Here is a 16,720-nt window from a genome sequence, read left to right on the forward strand (position 1 = left end):
AGCAAGTCGACACAGGAGGCAACCATGAACGATCACACCTCAGGCCGCCACGTACGCCGGGTCCTGAACCGGCGAGCATTCCTCGCGGCGGCCGGGCTGACCGCCGCCGGCGCCGCCGTCGCGACAACGGCCCAGGGCTGGGCCGGGGCTGCCAGGGCGGCCGGCACTTTCAGGGTCCCGCTCGAAGACGTCCGCCACACCCGTACGTGGATGGCTTGGCCGGACAGCACCTCGATCTGGGGCGGCAAGCTGAGCGGAGTGCAGAGGGACATCGCTCTGATCGCCCGTACGATCGCGAAGTACGAGCCGGTCGTCATGTGCGCCAACTCCGCGAGCGCCGCCAAGGCCCGCTCGATGTGCGGCTCCTCGGTCACCGTCATCAGCTCCATCCCCGTCGACGACTGCTGGATGCGCGACTCCGGCCCCGTCTTCCGCACCGATGGGGCCGGCCGCCTCGACACCGTGGGCCTCAACTTCAACGGGTGGGGCAACAAGCAGGCCCACGCCAAGGACGCCCTCGTCGCCGAGCGGATCGCCGCCCACGTGCGTGTGCCGTTCACCTACGCCGATCTGGTCGGCGAGGGCGGCGCCATCGAGCAGGACGGCGGCGGCACGTTGATGGCCACCCGCAGCAGCCTGGTGAACCGCAACCGCAACCCCGGGATGTCGGCAAGCCAGTTGGAGTCCGCGATGTGCGAGGCGTACGGGGCCTCCAAGGTCATCTGGTTCGACGGGGTTTACGGCCAGGACATCACCGACGACCACGTCGACGCCACGTCCCGCTTCCTGGGCCCCGGCAAGGCACTCGTCCAGATGCCCCTCGCGTCGGACAACGACGCGTACGCGAAGGACGCGCGCCGGCAGCACCAGGTTCTGTCCACGTCCAGGACGGCCACCGGCACCGCGATGACAGTGGCGAAGCTTCAGGGCCCCGACTACAACAGGATCCGCTCCACCAACCAGAACTTCCTTGCCTCGTACGCCAACTACTACCTCTGCAACGGCGCCGTCATCTCCGCCCACTTCGGCGACGCGCAGGCGGACAGGACCGCGAAGGCGACCCTGGCCCGCCTCTACCCGGACCGCGTCATCGAGCAGATCGACATCGACCGCCTCGGCACCGGTGGCGGCGGCATCCACTGCGTGACCCAGCAGCAGCCCGTCGCCTGAGAACAGCCGACCGGACCGCCCCTGTTCGACACAACCGCGGAAAGGCCTACAGCCAATGGACAGAACCGGCAACGGTGGGCACGGGCTGAGAACAAATGCCCTGGGAACGTTCGACACTGTGGTCATGGCAGTAGCCGGCTGTGGACCGGCGTACACCGTCGTCGCACTGATTCCCGCACTTGTCGCAGCGGTCGGCCTGGCCGCCCCCGCGGCTCTGCTCTACGGCGCGATCCCGATGGTGGGCATCGCCCTCGCCTTCAGGCACCTGGGGCGACTCGACGTCAACTCCGGTGCCTCCTACTCCTGGGTCGCCAGGACCCTGCACCCCTTCCTCGGATTCCTCAGCGGGTGGGCCGTGGTCGCCGCGACCACTCTGTTCATCACCGCGTCGACGGCAGCCGCGGGAAGGGCCACCCTGTCGCTCATCGACGAAGAACTGGCCGAGAACGATGTCGTGGCCACGGCGGTCGGACTCGGCTGGGTCCTGCTCATCGCGGCCCTCGTCGCATCAGGGGCCAGGGTCGCCGCTCGTGTTCGGGCCGTGGCCGTCGGGACCCAGCTGGCCCTGCTGTTCTCCGTCGCGGTCGCGGCGCTGATGCGGGACGAGCACGCGGCCGCGTTCTCCTTCACCTGGTTCGGCTTCGGGCACTACGACGCGACCCACACCTTCACCGCGGGCGCCTTGGTCGCGGGCGCGCTGTACTGGGGGTGGGACGTCACGGCCAACCTCAGCGAGGAGACCCGCGGTGGCCGGCGCGCATCCGGGCTCGGCGGCCTGATCGGCCTTCTGGTCGTTGCCATGACACTCCTCGCTCTCACCGTCAGCGCGAACGTGATCCTGGGGCCGGACGCCGCCACGTCGAAGGACGGAGGCTTTCTCGTCCAACTCGGCGACGCCGCGTGGCCCGGAGTGGGGGGTACGCTCCTCGTCATCGCCGTGCCGCTCTCGATGGTCGCCACGCTGGAGACCACGCTCCTCCAGGCCACCCGCACGCTGTTCGCCATGGGCCGTGACCGCACGGTTCCCTCGTTCCTCGGCCGGATCCACCCCCGGCGGCGCACCCCCGTGGCCTCGACGCTGACCGTCGGCGCGATCGCGGTGACGTCCCTGATCTGCGTCCTTGTCGCAGACGCCGGCGTGGTCCTCCTGGAGGACGTACTGATGGGGATCGGTCTACTCGTCGCGTTCTACTACGCGCTGGCGGGGATCGCGGTCGTGGTCGCCTACCGGAGCCTGCTGTTCGCATCCGCCGGGAACCTGATCCTCCTCGGCCTGTGGCCGCTCGCCGGCACGGTCTTCAACATCTGGATCTTCGCGGCGTCGATTCCGAGGCTGACCGGTACGCAACTGGCCATCGGCCTCGGTTCGCTCGCCCTCGGACTGGTACCGGTGACCATCGCGCGGCTCCGGGGAGGGCGTTCCTTCTTCCGTCCCCGGCGACTTGATCCGAGGGCCGTGGACCGCGAGGACGAGCACGCAGGAGATGTCGAGGCGGTCGTCGGCGCGCGCCGACGGGAGGGCCTCTTGTCCGACTTCTGAACGTCACCGCCCTTGACGCCCAAGAAACAGCCGAACTGAAATTTTCGTCAACTCCCTTTGTCCTAGGCATTGACTGAAATTTAAGTCAGTCCCTAGGGTGAGCGCACCCGGTCGGCCCCGGAAGGTCATGGTCGCCGAGCGGATTCATGGACGCACCCCTGGACAGGAGCCCAAATGGGGCCAGTTGACTCGCCGATGGATGATTCCGCACCGCTTGCGGGCATCGAACAGCACTCGATCGACTGGGTGCCCCTCTCGGAACGGCACGGGAAACCCTCGAACGTCGGGGCCATCTGGTTCGTCGGCAGCCTCAACCTCACCGGCCTGGCGACCGGTGTCGTGACCCTCTCGATGGGAGCCTCGCTCGTCTGGACGGTGGTCGCCACCGTCCTCGGCTCACTCTTCGGTACGTTCTTCATGGCGTTCCACTCGGCTCAGGGACCCCAGCTGGGACTGCCCCAACTGGTCCAGTCGCGCGCACAGTTCGGGTACCTGGGTGCCGCGCTCACCGTGTGGGTGTTCGCTCTGGTCAACTACGTCGGCTTCAACACGTCCGACGCCCTGTTGTCCGGCCAGGCCATGAACCTGCTCACCGGGATCCCCAACGGGCTCGGCTACGTGCTGGCCGCCGGGGTGGCTACCGTGATCGCCCTGTTCGGGTACGAGTGGATCCACCGGCTGAACAAGTGGCTCACCTGGCCCTTCGTCGTGGTCACCGCGGCGATCACCGTGTCCGCCCTGTTCGGCGGAGGGCTGCCGGACGGAGTGTGGGACGCGGGCCCGTTCGACCTCGCCCCGTTCATGCTCGTGTTCGTCTTCGTCGCAGGCTTCCAACTGGGCTGGGCGCCGTACGTCTCGGACTACTCGCGCTACCTCAGACCCGACGTCCCGGTCCGCAGCACCTTCTGGTGGACCTACCTGCCCAGTGCGATCTCCGGGATCTGGGTGTTCCTCCTCGGTGCCGTGGTCTCGGCCGGTGCCCCCGAGGGCACCGACCCGGTGACGGCCCTGAAGCTGGCTGCCGACCGACTGTTCAGCGGGTTCGGCACGGTCGCGGTCGTCGTCCTGCTGGTCGGGCTGCTCTCCATCATGGCGATCAACCAGTACGGCGGCAGCCTCACCATGATCTCGATCATGGACTCGTTCCGGCCGGTCAAGCCGACACGGACCATCCGGGTGGTGACGATCGGGATCATGCTGGTGGCCGTCGGGACGGTCTCCACCGTGGTCGGCATCGACCAGTTCAACTGGTTCTTCGCCAACGTGGTGGTGGTGCTGACATACCTGTTCATCCCGTGGACGGCCATCAACCTGGTCGACTTCTTTCTCGTCCGGCGCGGCCAGTACGTCGTCAAGGAGATCTTCAACCCGAACGGCATCTACGGCCGATGGGGATGGCGCGGAAACCTCGCCTACGGGATCGGTCTGGCCTGCATGGCCCCGTTCATGGTCATCACCGGACTCTATGTCGGGCCTGTCGCGGAGTTCTTCGGCGGCGTCGACTGCTCGATCTTCGTCGGCCTGCCCGTGGCCGGCGTCCTCTACTGGGCCTTCGCCCGAAGCCTCGATCTGGCCACCGAACGCCGGATGGTCCGGGAGGAGGGACTGCTGGCACCACTCCACTGAGCAACCCGCGCCCGCACGTACGGAACCTCCGTGAGAAGGAGCACCACGTGAAGACAGAGAACGACGGCGACCGACCCGGAATGAGCCGCAGAACCCTCCTGGCCCGAACCGGAGCGGCCGCGGCCGCGCTGGCGGCAGGGCCTGTACTCGGCGGCATCCAGCCGGCCCGGGCCGCGTCCTGGCGAGTGCCGGGGGAAGAGGTGTCGCACAAGCGGACCTGGATGTCCTGGCCGTCCAGCTACACGATCTGGGGCAATACGCTGTCCAAGATCCAGGCCGACATCGCCAAGCTCGCCAGGGAAGTTGCCAAGTACGAGCCGGTCGTCATGTGCGCGGACGGCTCGACGGCCGCGTCGCAGGCCCGCAGCATGTGCGGATCCACCGTCACGGTCATCGGCTCGGTTCCCGTCTCGGACTGCTGGATGCGGGACACCGGCCCGCTGTTCCGCGTCGACGACGCCGGTGGTCTGGACGCCTTCGGCCTGAACTTCAACGCCTGGGGCGAGAACGCCACCCGGTTCTACGGCATCCCCGCCTCCGCCTACGACAAGGATCGCGCAGTCGCGCAGAGGCTCGCCGCCTATACGAGCGTCCCGTTCGCGAAGGCTTCCGTGGTCGGCGAAGGCGGCGGCGTCGAGTACGACGGCGACGGCACCCTGATGGCGACCGAGAGCTGCTGGGTGAACAGCAATCGCAATCCCGGCAAGTCGCGAAGCCAGATCGAGGCAGAGCTGCTGTCCCGGTTCGGCGCCTCGAAGATGATCTGGCTGCCAGGCGTCACCGGCCAGGACGTCACCGACGGCCACATCGACGGCACCGCCCGCTACATCAAACCCGGTGTAGCGATGGTGCAGTTGGCCGGAGCGGTGCGGCCGGACGTCTGGACCGAAAACGCCCGGGCCATCCATGACGTACTGGTGAACTCGACCGACGCCAAGGGGCGCCGCCTGCAGGTCCTCACCATCGAAGGACCCGACACCCTGCCCCGGATACCTGCGGGCAAGCGGGCGGACTTCCTCAGCTCCTACATGAACTGGACGGTGACCAACCAAGCCGTGATCACCACCCAGTTCGGCGACACCGCCAAGGACGCGGCGGCCAAGACGGCGATCGCCGCCGCCTACGGCAGGCCCGTCGTCCAGCTCAACCTCGACAATCTCTACGGCAACGGGGGTGGTGGCGCGCACTGCGTCACGATGCAGGAGCCCAACCGCTGAGCTACGGGCCCGGGTCCCGCTTTCGGGGCCCGGGCTCCAGGTCTCCCTCCGTGGACCGATTCCGCGCCGCTGGCCAGGGCACCCACCTCGAAGGAGGCCCGGACGCGGGCCTGGAGCGTGCTCAGGGCCTGGGCGGGCTCCGCCCGGCAGTCGTAGGTATGGGCATCGCGGTCGAAGGCCAGCGGTCTGCCGCCGTGGCTGCCGCGGCGTTTGCGGTTGGCGGCCTGGTCGGCGGGCTGCGGGATCAGTGTCAGGATTCCGCGCCGAGGGAGATGGGTCCGGATCGCGCGGGACGAGTAGGGCTTGTCGGCCAGGACCATGTCCGGCGTGGTTCTGGGTCGGCCGACTGGCCGGGGTACTCGTCAGCAGGCCATGAACTCGGGGAATGCGGGTGCGTCCCGGCCTTGCCGGGGGTGATGGCGAACGCGAGTGGGAGGCAGCGACTGACTGCAGCGAGGTGGATCTTGGTGGTCAGACCGTCGTGGGACCGTCAACGATCTTGTGCGGTGCAGCACTTCGGCCACCGAGGAATGCTTGTGCTCGCAGCGAAGCTCCGTCATCTTGAAGTGGCTGGTCAGCGTGGTGCTCGTGCTGGTCGTGGGCGGCAATCTGTGTTGTAGACCGTCCGGCGATGTGGTTCTGCCGATGAGTTCACCGCCGTTGAACGGTCTACCCAGCGACACGACCGTTCTCGACAGGAGTGCCATGTCCACCATCCAGCCAGTGATCGTGACTGCCGACCAGGACGTTCTGCTCGGCTTCTATACGAAATTGTTCGGCGCTGAGGAGATCTTCCGGATTCCGGCGGAAGGACCGGCCTTCTATCTCGGCTTGCGCATCGGCGATACCGACCTCGGGCTGGTGGCCAAGGAGAACCCGGGGACTGGGGCGGATTCGCGGATCCTGCTCAGCATCGGTGTGGACGACGTCGACGAGACGCTAGGACGGGTGGAGGCGCTGGGCGGCTCGGTCCGCGGCGGCTCCAACGACATGCCGTGGGGACAGCGCGTCGCCCACATTCAGGACCCCGACGGCAACCCGGTGAACCTCACTCAGCCGATCCCGGCCCGCTGATGGTGTCCTGGGGGCATGTGCTGATCGTGGGCTACCTGCGGTAGAGATCAATTGTCGGTAGTGGCCTCGATGTTCGTCAGGACGAGCAACGCGCGAAACAGGTGAGCGGCGCGCGCGGGGTCAGTGGGGCTGCTGTCCGGCCTGCCGCACAAGTTACTCCTGGACCACCTCGGAGTGCGTCGGGGAGAGCAGCCCGCACGGCATGCAGCACCTGCTGCCCAGGGCCGTCTGGGACGCCGACGCCATCCGTGATGACGTGCGGAGACCGGCGACATGAAGAAGGGCACCCGCCCGTCGCCGCCCAGCACCGCCTTCGCGACCAGGCCGGAGCCGGCCCGCACGATGATCGAACGCGGCATCGGCTACGTTCGCGCAGTGGCCTGCTCTGCCGAAACGACCACCGGTGCGGGCGGGTTCCGTGCCGATGCGCTGGCCGAGAAGGTGCCGAAGACGGCCGGGCAGAAGCTCTCGGCCGGACGCGGTGCGACTGCAACGAGATCCACCGCCTCTTCACCACTGGCGACGCCGCCATCAGGAATGACCACGCAACTGTCATTACCGGCGACAAGCTGCACCTCGGACATGAAGATCACGACGTTGGGGCGGCCAGGGGGCCGGCCTGGCCGCGCACAATGCGTTCGAACCAGTCCGCAGTCAGTTCTGCGCATCGACCAGGTGAACCGGCCACGCGGAGTGTCCCCACGACAGACCCCTGGAGAGGGATGTACATCTGGTCGTGGAGTTCGGTGCCGAGCACGCCCTGCCCGTCGAAGAACGCACCGAAGACATGGGAAATGACATTGGTTTCCGGCGTCACCGCATAGAGCAGGGCCAGCAGATGCTCGAACCCCGTCTCCTCGGGGCGGAGGACAAGAGTGTCGTCCGGGTCGCACGGCCAGGTGACGGCGCGCTCGCGTAGTACGGACACGAACCTGCGCCGTGTGCGATCCAGCGTCTCGAACGCGTCCTCGTCGGCTTCTCCTACTGAGAACCAGGGCACGTACACGCGGCTGTCCATGGCCTGCACCGTAGCCGACAGGCGACTGATCAAGCCGACCCACCCAAGCCACGAGGAAGGTCGTGATCGATAGCTGGCGTACCAGGGCCTGTGTGACGTTGTGATCAGTTGGTGGTCTGCAGGAGGTCGTCCATCCAGATCATGTACGGCCCGATGAACTCCCAATGTCTGTCCGTGAGTTGCCTACGCGTCACAGCCCTGTTCTATCGGCTCCAGCCTCTCAACGGGGCAGAACTCAGCACTGATCACAACGTCACACAGGCCGTAGCGGGCCCCGGCCGGGGGCCGGAGTCAGTCCGCGGTCTTCGTGAAGTCCAGGTCGGCATGGCGGACGGCGTGGGAGGCGGTGGAGACCGTGGCGCCGAGCATGCTGATGCAGCCGAAGAGGAGGAAGGTGGGGCCGGCACCCCACCCTTCCACCAAAAGGCCGAAGAGCGGGAACATCACCGGGGTGATGCCGACCGCGCTGAGCGCCTGGACGGAGGCGACCCGGCCCTGGAAGGCGAGGGCGGTGTTGGCCTGCATCAGGGCCAGGGCGAGACCGCCGCAGAGGCCGGAGACCAGGCCGGAGACGAGCGCCAAGGCGACCGCGAGGGCGAGGTTCGGCATGACGCCGATCAGGCCGATGCCGGCGGAGGCGACGAGCAGGGCTACGTTGTGCCAGTGGCCGGCCCGGGGGAAGCGGCCGCGCACGACGAGCAGGAGCGAGGTCGTGCAGACGCCGGTGCTGAGCGCGGCGTTCACCCAGGCACCCCCGGAGGGGCCCCAGCCGCGTTCCTCGGCGAGCATGATGACGCCGATCGCCATCGGCGGGATGCAGCCGATCATGGAGAGCAGTCCGGAGAGGACGAGCGGGCCGACGACGGGCTCGTGGCGCAGGTAGACGATGCCGTCGACCAGGTCGCGGCGGGCGGTGGAGTCCGCGGCGGGCTGTTCCTCGGGCGGCAGCGGGGCGAGCCGGACCGCGACCAGGAGGAACAGCGAGAGGGTGAAGAGGACGCCGGTCACGGCAAACGCGGCGGCGGGGCCGCCGAGCCCCATCGAGAATCCGGCGAGCGGCGGACCGGCGATGTGGCCGGACCGCTGCACCAGATTGCGCAGGCTCTGCACCCGCATCAGCTGGTCGCGGCCGGTGAGCCGGGGCGGCATGGCTCCGACCGCCGGCATGAACAGGGCGTCCACGACGCCGAAGACGAGGGCGAGCGCGACGAGCAACCAGAGGCCGGGGGTGCTGAACGCGAGCGCTGCGGCGGCCGCGAGGATCACCACAGCGCGGACCGCGTCGGACGAGATGACTACCCTGCGCGGGCCGAACCGGTCGGCGATCACACCGCCGCCGAGCATGAGGATCGCCCGGGGTATCGCGCCGACCGCCATCACCAGGCCGACCTGGGCCGGTCCGGCCACCTTCTGCGCGGCCCAGCCGAGCGCCATGAAGTAGGCGGCGTCGCCGACCACGGAGAAGGTGTAGGCGATCAGCCAGCGCAGGACGTTGCCGTCCCGGTGCACCGGGGTGGAGGGGGTGACGGCCACGGCGGGGGCGGGCGGGGCCGCGTCGTGGATGGGTTCATCTGCTCGCGAGGTCACAAACGCGCATGATCTCCCACAACGTCGGCCCCGTACAACGGAATTACCTGCCGGATGTCATGGCCCTCCGGCGGCGGGCCGGGGCCGCCGCCGTCAGCCGCTACGACAAGACCCCCGAAAGCTACGACGTCGGCCTCCACCTCCGAGCCTCCATGATCTGGCTCAACGACCTCACCCGACGACAGAGTGATCGCGACCCCACACAGGCCGGTAGCGCAGTCGCTACCCATGCTGCCCAACGCGTCGTTGGTGATGTCCTGGGCAGGGCACTGGCCTGAGCTAATCCGTCTTTCTCCGCCTTTCGGGTTCGTGCCCAGTTACGCAGCTGTCCCTGCTTGTAGTGGGTGGAGCTGCTCTTTGGGAGTCCTTGAACTCCTGCGGGGCCGATAGCAGTTACTCCGCGGCTGGGACAGGTGGTGGCCGTCGGCGGGCGAGCCACCCTCCTGCGTGCAGCTTCGCGAAGCGATGGGCGCGCTGTTGGGAGCCAGGCTGCATTTCGGGCCGCCTCGGAACGACCCACCTCCGCTCGCACGGAAAGCACGGCCCCGCCGGATGATCGACACTGTCCGCGAATTCGGATCGAGGGAGGAATGCTCCGAGAGAGGCACAGACAGTCGGCTCAGGATGCGGTTCGCGAGGAAGGTGATCCATGGGCTGTTGCGGCCCGACCGCGATCGGCCGCTGGGGTGGCGGTACTTCGCTGCCGTGCTGCCTCACGCCTCGCCTCGTGAAGAGCGGTCACCGAAGACTGAGACTTGAACGTGTTCAAACTTCGTGCCAGGGTACGGCATGAGTTCTTGAGATGAGTCCATCGGTCGCGCATGCGGCCTGCGGAACCCGCTAGGGGTGGAGTGTGTTGCGTTCCTTTCGTGCAGCGCTGATCTTGCTCGCCATGGCCCTCGCCCTGACGGCCTGCGGCAGGTTCACCGTCATGCCGCCGCCCGACGGCGAACCGGTCGTACTGAAGCCGGCCGAAATTGCGACCACGTGGACCGATGCCGACGGCGGCACCCTCACGCTGAAGCAGGACGGGACGTTCATCGCCGATAAGGTCTGCGTCGCCGTCGGCTGGTACGACAGTTTGGCCTGGTCCGGAACAGGCACGTGGGAGCGAGGCGCCGACAAGAAGCAAACCTTCGTCGGTGTGACCTTCGACGCCGATCACCCCGAAGTGCGTGAGCGAGAGCCCGACGCCTACGCCGCCTTGAGGCAAGGCAAGGTCCTGAAACTCTGGGCCGCCATCGGCGATCCGGACAACGACTATCCGAACTGCGTCCTGACCAGCCCGGCGAGTTGACCCGGTTGCGGGGCGGTCGAGGGAGCTGCACATGCCCGGCATCGCAAAGGCGCGGTTCCAGTCGACCCATTTCCAGCGGTTCCCCGGTGTCCTTCTCGATCACCGAGAAGACGTTGCACACGAAATGAACGGTGAGGGAGTGGTTCGGGCGGGCGGTGGCAGCCGAACCGGTGGTCAGGACGCCACTGGGCCGGCTGCAATTGAGTCGACGTTCCAGTGGTGAGGAAGGTCGGCGTCGCAGAAGACGCAGACGTAGTGTTCCTCCCTCACGATGTTGTGCTCCTGACATTCGGGGCAGCGTCGGAACACCACCTCGTGCGTGAACCCGGACGGGTGCCGCAGGCCGGCCAGGTCCAGCGCATGCGCTACGGCTGGCCAGGAAGCCGTGTCCGGGCAGTAGCCGGTCGATTGGTTGCTGACTCCGTCAACTACCCATTGTCCGGAGTCGTCGTGGAAGCTCACCTCGCCGGCGCTCAGCACCGGTTCCCCGCTCGCGCAGGCCACGTGCTCACCTTGGCGGGGAGCCAGCGTCAAGACCCCGTCAGAGGCGATGACGAAGGTGAAGGGATCAGCTAGTTCTTCCGCCGTCCGCGCCATAACCCATGTCGCGAAGTCAGCCGCGGAGCGGATGCGGAACCCACCGCGCCCGGGTTGGACGGCAGCCCTCACTTCAGCTGGTCCGACATACCGGTAACGCCGCGGCACGCTCATGCCGGTCAACCTAGACCACCACCGCAGCACCTCGGCATCGTCCCGCAGACGCTGGCGGGACACCATGACGACGCCGTCGCGCGGGGCCTTCCGCTCGATGGTGACGGCAAGCGGCGGTGGTGGCGACTGCGTTGCCGCGGCGCGGGCGCCGAGAAGTCTCGGACGCTCGCCGACGTCGAAGGGGTGAAGGGAGCGTCTTCGCGCGTTTCTGCGCGGATCTTCACTCGGTGCTTGGCGAGGTTGAACCAGCCGTGCGCGTCCACGGTCCGCTCGACTCAGCCGGATACGTTGTTACCGCTGCTCACTGATCGCCACGGAAGAGGTTGCGGAGCTCGTCGCGGCAGTCGTCCCCGGTGCCGACCGGTACTCGCGAGAAGGCCAGTATTCCGTCTCCCTTGCCTTCCTGCTTTGCCTTGGCCAGCTGCATCTCGATGTCCGCGATGTACTCGCCGCACTCGGCGCTGACAGGCTTCTCGGGCTGCGGGTCCGGTGCCGAGGAGGCCTTCAGTTCGGCAGTGGCGGCGAGGCCGGCCGCGCACAGCACCGCCCACACGACAACCCACGTGCGGCGGCTCCTCCGTATTGGCTTAGGCATCCAGGCATCCTACGAGCGCTGCGGCGGGCTGTCGCCGCATCGAGGCTTCCTCATCGGCGAGTGCAACGACGGAGCCGGCCGGCATCGCTGACGAGGGCGATGCCGCCCTGCCAGGGGGCGAGCGTGGTTGGGGAAGGGCCCGTTGTGGCATCTGGCATGTCACGTTTCAGGGGCACGATTCGTCGATGTGGTGAACATCCAGCTGTCGTTTCGCGCGCAGAAAGAAGGAGACCCACGTGTTCGCCGCTTACCTCGTCGTCACCCTCCTCGCTTCGGTCGTCAATGGCATGGCCGCCGTCGCCAACCTCATCGGACACGACTACCCGAAGAGCCAGGCAGACAAGTTGGGCGTGCCCCACTCCTGGATGCGACCGCTCGGGATACTGCTGGGGGCGGGCGCGCTGGGGCTGCTGGCCGGGTTTGTCGTGCCGGTGCTGGGGGTGCTCGCCGCTGCCGGTCTCGTGCTGTACTTCATCGGCGCCCTCTGGGTCCATCTCCGGCTCGGCGACTATGTGTTGGGCCCCTGGTTCGTGTTCTTCTGCCTGCCCACGGCCGCTCTGGTCGTGAACCTCGCTTATCACGGTCACTGGTGAATGCGCGGCTGTATTGGGTGAGGGCTATCCCCGCTCGCTGCCCGCAGGTCCGATGGCGGTCAGGGCCGCTCGTGCCTTGGGGGCGTGCAGGGGATGGAAGTGCGGGTTGATGGCGAGGGCCTCGGTGAGTTCGCTCCGGGCGGCGGAGGTGTTGCCGAGGGACTGCTGGATCATCGCGCGGTGGTAGTGGAAAAGGGCGTTACGGGTGCCGAGTTCCAGGGCGCGGTCGGATTCGGCGAGGGCTTCCTTGTGCTGTCCGTTGACGTGCAGGGCCCAGGCCAGGGCGTCGTGGGAGTCCAGGAAGGGACGTTTCTCGATGCCTTGGCGGGCGATGACGAGGGCGCGCTCGCGGTCTCCGTGGTCGGCTTCGAACAGGACGGCGTCGGCATCGGAGCTGACGCCGTTGTCGGCGAAGAGTTTCTGTTCGGCTTTGAAGATCTCGTACTGCTGGGCGGCTTCCTCGCGACGGCCGAGGGACTGGTAGAGCTCGCCGAGCTGGAGAACGTACTCGGGCAGCGGGAGCTGTTGTACGGCTCGCGCGAGATCGGTTACGGCCTCGTCGGTCTTCCCGAGTGCGGCCTGTGCCCTGGCCTTGATCTGGAGCAGGGGGGTGTGGGAGGGGGTGGCGCGCAGGCCCGTCTCGGCCTCGGTGAGTGCGGTGGCCGGGTCCCCGTTGTTGAAGGCGAGTTCGCTGAGGTGGTAGCGGGCGAACGCCTGGTCCGCCGTGCCGCCGGCGTTCTTGAGGGCCCGCCGCATGTCCCTGCGGGCGATGTCGGTGTCGCCGCGCAGCTCGGCGGCGTAGGAAGCGCGGGCCAGCGACGGTGTGCCGGGTTTGAGATCGACCATCCTCTGCACGGCGTCCGCGGCATCGCCGTAGCGGCCGAGCTGGGTGTACGCGTCGGCGAGGGTCCCGTACAGCGTGGAGTTGTACGGGTTGACGGCGATGGCGCGCTCGGCCCAGTCGAGGGATCGGCTGAAGTTGTGGCGGGCCGCTTCCAGAGCGGCCATGCCGCCCATCGCGGTGTAGTTGTCCGCCGTGTCCAGTGCCAGTGAGCGCTTGAGGACCTTCTCCGCCTTGGGGTAGTACGTCGGGTCGGCGGTGGTCTTGGCCTGCTGGACGTAGTTCAGCCCGAGCGCGCCCAGGGCGACGGGGTCGCGCGGGGTCCGGCGCAGCCGGGCCTGGAGGGCGGTGATGTCCTCGGACAGCGGGTCCGAGGACATCACAGGTCCGCCCGCTTCCGCGGCCGTGTCCGGGTCGCTGCGCGGCGCGGGCCAGGGCGCGAGGCCAAGTCCCCCGGCGAGGAAGAGACCCAGGCCGAGGGCGGTGGCCACAGTGGCGGACAGCAGGGAGCGCCGGTATTTCGGGAGCCGACGGAGGAGCATGGTCAATTCCTGATCCGGTGGGAGTGGGGCCGGGTCTCAGTCGGCGAGCGTCGCGTAGACGACGAGGTTGTCGCGGTACTCGCCCCGCTCGCGGTTGTAGGCGCCGCCGCAGGTGATCAGGTGCAGCGCCGGGTTCCCGGAGGTCGCGTACACCTGGCTGTCGGGCAAGGCGTCCTTCTCGTACTGCCGCAGCGCCCGGACGGTGAAGGTGACGTTGGTGCGGTCGTCGCGGCGGACAGTGATCTTGTCTCCGGGACGGAGCGAGGAGAGGCCGTGGAAGGCACCGGGACCGGTGGCCGAGTCGACGTGGCCGACGACGACCGCCGCGCCCGGGGCGCCCGGCCGCGGGCCGTCGCTCCACCACCCGACATCGGCCGGATCCTTGGGTACAGCGAGGCGCCCGTCCTGTTGAACCCGGAGGCCGATGAGGGTCTTGTCCAGTCCGATGGAGGCGATGCGTATGCGTATCGGTGCCGCGGGACCAGATTCGGCCGAAGTGCCCTCGCTCGTACCGTGGTTCGCGGGGAGCGTTCCTATGTCCACTCGCGCCGGCGAGCCGCCCGGGGCCGGGGCCGTCACCAGGGTGGAGACGCCGAAGGCGGCCAGGGCTATGCCCATGGCGAAGGCCGTCACCGCGAGTATTCGCCGACGGCGGGCGGGGCGGGGCCAGTTGTGGCGCGGCGGTCGCCCGCTCTCGAGTGAGGAGAGCGGGCGACCTGTGGAGGCGGGGCCGGTCATGCCTGGCCGGCACGCCGTCGGCGCAGGGCCAGAACGCCGGCGCACGCCAGCAGGGCGCCACCACCGACGGCCGTGACGGGTACGACGGGGAAGCCTCCGCCGAAGGCGGTGCCGCCGAGGCCCGCGCCGACGCCGCCGTCGGGGTGCAGGGCATCGGCCTGGTTGACGGCCGCGGTGTTGGGAAGCGCCACGTACGGGAAGGTGTCCCCGGGCTCGCGGTAGGGGGTGTCGACGCCGTCACCCGCTGCCAGCGCGGGCACGATCTTGCCGGTCTGCGCGGCGCCCTGGAGCGCCTGGAGCTCGATGTCGACGACGTCGTCGTTGAGCCGGCGGCCGTTCGGGAAGCCGGCCAGGTCCTTGCCGAGCACCCCGAGGCGGTTGGGCTTGGCGGCGGGCGGAATGGCCATGTTCAGGCGCAGTTCCTCGGCCGGAACGAACTCGTTCTTGTCGACGTCGGCGTTGAGCCGCTGCGAGTTGAGGTCGGCCTTGATCGGGCCGCAGTCCTTGCAGATCCCGGTGAGGAAGATCTCGACGAGGTCGTTGCGAGGGGTGGCGGGCGCCGGGAGGCCGTAGATGCTCTCGACGAGCTTGGGGACGATCGGGTCCTTGACCTTGTCCACGACCGGCGTGACCGTGTTGTCCTTGTCCGGGGTCAGCGCGTTGAAGGCGTCCTTGTACTTCAGGGGGACGACCACTTCGTTGACCAGCGGGTTGCCGAGGCGTGAGACCTGGCGCCAGCCGCCTTCTCCGCCCGTCACGGCTGCGTTCGGCCCGTCCTGCGCCTTGCTGTCCCCGGCCGGGGAGTTCTCGTTGCCCTTGCTGCCCGCGCCGGCGACGACCGTTCCCTTGCGGTCGGTGGTGGACCACACACCGATGACGGGGTTGCGGGTGGCGTCGCCCTTGAGGGCCACGGTGGACTTGGGCACCTGGATGGCGACGGTGTTGACGTTGTAGCCGGCGAGCGTGTTGTGGCCCGTCTCCTTGAGGTCGCCCCCGTAGAGCAGGTCGAAGATCCGCAGGTCCAGGAAGAACGAGTCGGATGCCTGCCCGGCGAAGGTGTGACCGCCGTCCGGCAGCGGTACGACAGCCTCCTTGCGCAGGGAGGCGTAGTCGGGCATCGACGCCTTGCCGACGTTCGAGGGGGCCGTGGGGGCGTCCTTGACCAGCGTCTTGGTGTTCCCGCTGCCGTCGGTGACCGTCAGGTCGTACGTCTGGCGGAAGTTCAGGGTCTCGTCGTCCACGGACTTGACGACGCCGGTGTTGTACAGGAACTGGTCGGCGTCGTCGCGGATGTGGTCGGAGAATTTCCAGGTGTAGGTCGTGTCGGGCTTTCCGTCGCCGTTCCCGTCGATCTTGATGTTGTAACGGGCGTCGTTGGCGAACGGGTAGAAGTTCGGGCCGCCGTTGGGTTCCTGGAACGGAAGCCAGTTCGCCAGCAGTGTGACCGTGTCCGGTTTATCGGGACTCGTGAACGCGTAGACGTCGGTGTTGTCGGCCCTCGGGTCACCTGCGGTCAGTGGCGCCTCGCGGTGGCTGGAGGCAGAGGTGGTGGTGGGCGTCAGGCCGGTGAGCGCGACGGCGGTCGCCAGGGCGAGGGTGCCGGAGGCGGCAAGGCCGCGTTCCATCCGGCGGCCCTGGAGCTTCCGTCGTGACAAGCGGGAGGACTGCATCGGGCATCCGTTTCCGGTGGGAGCCGCCGGCCCTCCGTAAACAGGAGGTGTGGCGGCTGAGAGCTGGGGGCGCTCGAAGCGCCAGATGGGGCTCATGCCTGTGTCTCGCTCTGAGCAGCGATATCCATGGTCCGCAAGTCCCATATGTGACGCTGAGGTATCAATAGGTCACCACGGGTGAGAACTGTCCGCGCGGCGGATGAGCCGAACGGGACCTGGACCGATGAAGCCCAGTGCTCAAACGCGGCTCAGTCGCGTTCGGGATGCCCGGCTACCTCCTGGGGTCTAGCGCAGCTAGGCGGCGAGGCGGCGCTAGACCTACTGCCGCTCGGTTGTCTAGCGGTGCTAGGATCGAATCATGTCAGTACAGGAACGCAAGCAGCGCGAACGGGCGGTTCGTGAACGCCTCATCGTGGCGACGGCCCGCGAACTCGCCGAGCAGCAGGGCTGGGACGCGGTCACCACCCGCCGGCTCGCCGAGCGCATCGAGTACAGCCAGCC

General features: G+C 68.1%; 17 protein-coding genes and 1 pseudogene. 9 read left to right on the forward strand and 9 right to left on the reverse strand.

Annotated features, from left to right (window positions below; translation table 11 throughout):
* The first annotated feature begins 24 nt into the window (after window positions 1-24).
* The 4 genes from ACWGO0_RS28935 to ACWGO0_RS28950 all read left to right on the forward strand — a co-directional run bounded on the left by ACWGO0_RS28935 (window position 25) and on the right by ACWGO0_RS28950 (window position 5,553).
* Window positions 25-1,170 carry an agmatine deiminase family protein gene (locus tag ACWGO0_RS28935; RefSeq protein WP_453541321.1) on the forward strand — a complete coding sequence of 382 codons (1,146 nt, stop codon included), beginning with the start codon at window positions 25-27 and terminating at the stop codon, window positions 1,168-1,170.
* Between the two features lie 55 nt (window positions 1,171-1,225).
* Complete coding sequence (locus ACWGO0_RS28940; RefSeq protein ID WP_453541324.1) at window positions 1,226-2,710, forward strand: APC family permease; 1,485 nt, start codon at window positions 1,226-1,228, stop codon at window positions 2,708-2,710.
* A gap of 195 nt (window positions 2,711-2,905) precedes the next feature.
* Window positions 2,906-4,336, forward strand: a complete 1,431-nt coding sequence (locus ACWGO0_RS28945; protein WP_453541327.1) for a purine-cytosine permease family protein — start codon at window positions 2,906-2,908, stop codon at window positions 4,334-4,336.
* Between the two features lie 47 nt (window positions 4,337-4,383).
* Window positions 4,384-5,553 (forward strand): agmatine deiminase family protein, encoded by a 1,170-nt coding sequence (locus ACWGO0_RS28950; RefSeq protein WP_453541330.1) that lies wholly within the window; start codon window positions 4,384-4,386, stop codon window positions 5,551-5,553.
* A gap of 158 nt (window positions 5,554-5,711) precedes the next feature.
* Here ACWGO0_RS28950 and ACWGO0_RS28955 read toward each other — a convergent pair.
* Window positions 5,712-6,043: pseudogene (locus ACWGO0_RS28955) on the reverse strand (transposase); the annotation flags it as partial.
* A gap of 215 nt (window positions 6,044-6,258) precedes the next feature.
* Here ACWGO0_RS28955 and ACWGO0_RS28960 point away from each other — a divergent pair.
* Window positions 6,259-6,627 (forward strand): VOC family protein, encoded by a 369-nt coding sequence (locus tag ACWGO0_RS28960; RefSeq protein ID WP_453541358.1) that lies wholly within the window; start codon window positions 6,259-6,261, stop codon window positions 6,625-6,627.
* Between the two features lie 362 nt (window positions 6,628-6,989).
* On the opposite strand, the gene ACWGO0_RS28965 is transcribed toward ACWGO0_RS28960, so the two are convergent.
* The 3 genes from ACWGO0_RS28965 to ACWGO0_RS28975 all read right to left on the reverse strand — a co-directional run bounded on the left by ACWGO0_RS28965 (window position 6,990) and on the right by ACWGO0_RS28975 (window position 9,232).
* Window positions 6,990-7,220 (reverse strand): hypothetical protein, encoded by a 231-nt coding sequence (locus ACWGO0_RS28965; protein ID WP_453541333.1) that lies wholly within the window; start codon window positions 7,218-7,220, stop codon window positions 6,990-6,992.
* Window positions 7,217-7,645, reverse strand: coding sequence for a hypothetical protein (locus ACWGO0_RS28970; protein ID WP_453541336.1), 429 nt, complete (start codon window positions 7,643-7,645; stop codon window positions 7,217-7,219). Before ACWGO0_RS28970 ends, ACWGO0_RS28965 begins: the two co-directional genes overlap by 4 nt.
* 291 nt (window positions 7,646-7,936) lie before the next feature.
* On the reverse strand, window positions 7,937-9,232 hold the full coding sequence (locus ACWGO0_RS28975) for an MFS transporter (RefSeq protein ID WP_453541338.1): 1,296 nt from the start codon (window positions 9,230-9,232) through the stop codon (window positions 7,937-7,939).
* Between the two features lie 8 nt (window positions 9,233-9,240).
* Between ACWGO0_RS28975 and ACWGO0_RS28980 the strand changes: the two genes are divergently transcribed.
* On the forward strand, window positions 9,241-9,510 hold the full coding sequence (locus tag ACWGO0_RS28980; RefSeq protein ID WP_453541367.1) for a hypothetical protein: 270 nt from the start codon (window positions 9,241-9,243) through the stop codon (window positions 9,508-9,510).
* Between the two features lie 614 nt (window positions 9,511-10,124).
* A complete protein-coding gene (locus ACWGO0_RS28985; protein ID WP_453541341.1) occupies window positions 10,125-10,529 on the forward strand; it encodes a hypothetical protein in 405 nt (134 codons plus the stop codon).
* A 174-nt stretch (window positions 10,530-10,703) separates the two neighbouring features.
* On the opposite strand, the gene ACWGO0_RS28990 is transcribed toward ACWGO0_RS28985, so the two are convergent.
* Together ACWGO0_RS28990 and ACWGO0_RS28995 are read right to left on the reverse strand one after the other, a co-directional pair.
* Window positions 10,704-11,240 carry a hypothetical protein gene (locus ACWGO0_RS28990; RefSeq protein WP_453541361.1) on the reverse strand — a complete coding sequence of 179 codons (537 nt, stop codon included), beginning with the start codon at window positions 11,238-11,240 and terminating at the stop codon, window positions 10,704-10,706.
* A 301-nt stretch (window positions 11,241-11,541) separates the two neighbouring features.
* Window positions 11,542-11,835 (reverse strand): hypothetical protein, encoded by a 294-nt coding sequence (locus ACWGO0_RS28995; RefSeq protein ID WP_453541344.1) that lies wholly within the window; start codon window positions 11,833-11,835, stop codon window positions 11,542-11,544.
* A gap of 236 nt (window positions 11,836-12,071) precedes the next feature.
* On the opposite strand from ACWGO0_RS28995, the gene ACWGO0_RS29000 reads away from it, so the two are divergent.
* On the forward strand, window positions 12,072-12,428 hold the full coding sequence (locus ACWGO0_RS29000) for a DoxX family protein (protein WP_453541346.1): 357 nt from the start codon (window positions 12,072-12,074) through the stop codon (window positions 12,426-12,428).
* Between the two features lie 24 nt (window positions 12,429-12,452).
* Here ACWGO0_RS29000 and ACWGO0_RS29005 read toward each other — a convergent pair whose 3' ends face one another.
* From ACWGO0_RS29005 to ACWGO0_RS29015, 3 genes are all read right to left on the reverse strand, one after another.
* Window positions 12,453-13,811: a tetratricopeptide repeat protein gene (locus tag ACWGO0_RS29005; RefSeq protein WP_453541349.1), complete on the reverse strand. Its 1,359-nt coding sequence runs from the start codon at window positions 13,809-13,811 to the stop codon at window positions 12,453-12,455.
* Between the two features lie 36 nt (window positions 13,812-13,847).
* The gene (locus ACWGO0_RS29010) at window positions 13,848-14,444 is read right to left on the reverse strand and encodes a class F sortase (RefSeq protein ID WP_453541352.1); all 597 of its coding nucleotides are present in this window, start codon (window positions 14,442-14,444) and stop codon (window positions 13,848-13,850) included.
* 101 nt (window positions 14,445-14,545) lie between these two features.
* Window positions 14,546-16,219: a DUF4331 domain-containing protein gene (locus tag ACWGO0_RS29015; RefSeq protein ID WP_453541355.1), complete on the reverse strand. Its 1,674-nt coding sequence runs from the start codon at window positions 16,217-16,219 to the stop codon at window positions 14,546-14,548.
* A gap of 358 nt (window positions 16,220-16,577) precedes the next feature.
* Here ACWGO0_RS29015 and ACWGO0_RS29020 point away from each other — a divergent pair.
* Window positions 16,578-16,720, forward strand: a 143-nt coding sequence (locus ACWGO0_RS29020) for a TetR family transcriptional regulator (protein WP_453541364.1), incomplete at its 3' end; no start/stop codon positions are given.

Source organism: Streptomyces sp. NPDC055749, assembly GCF_053617235.1.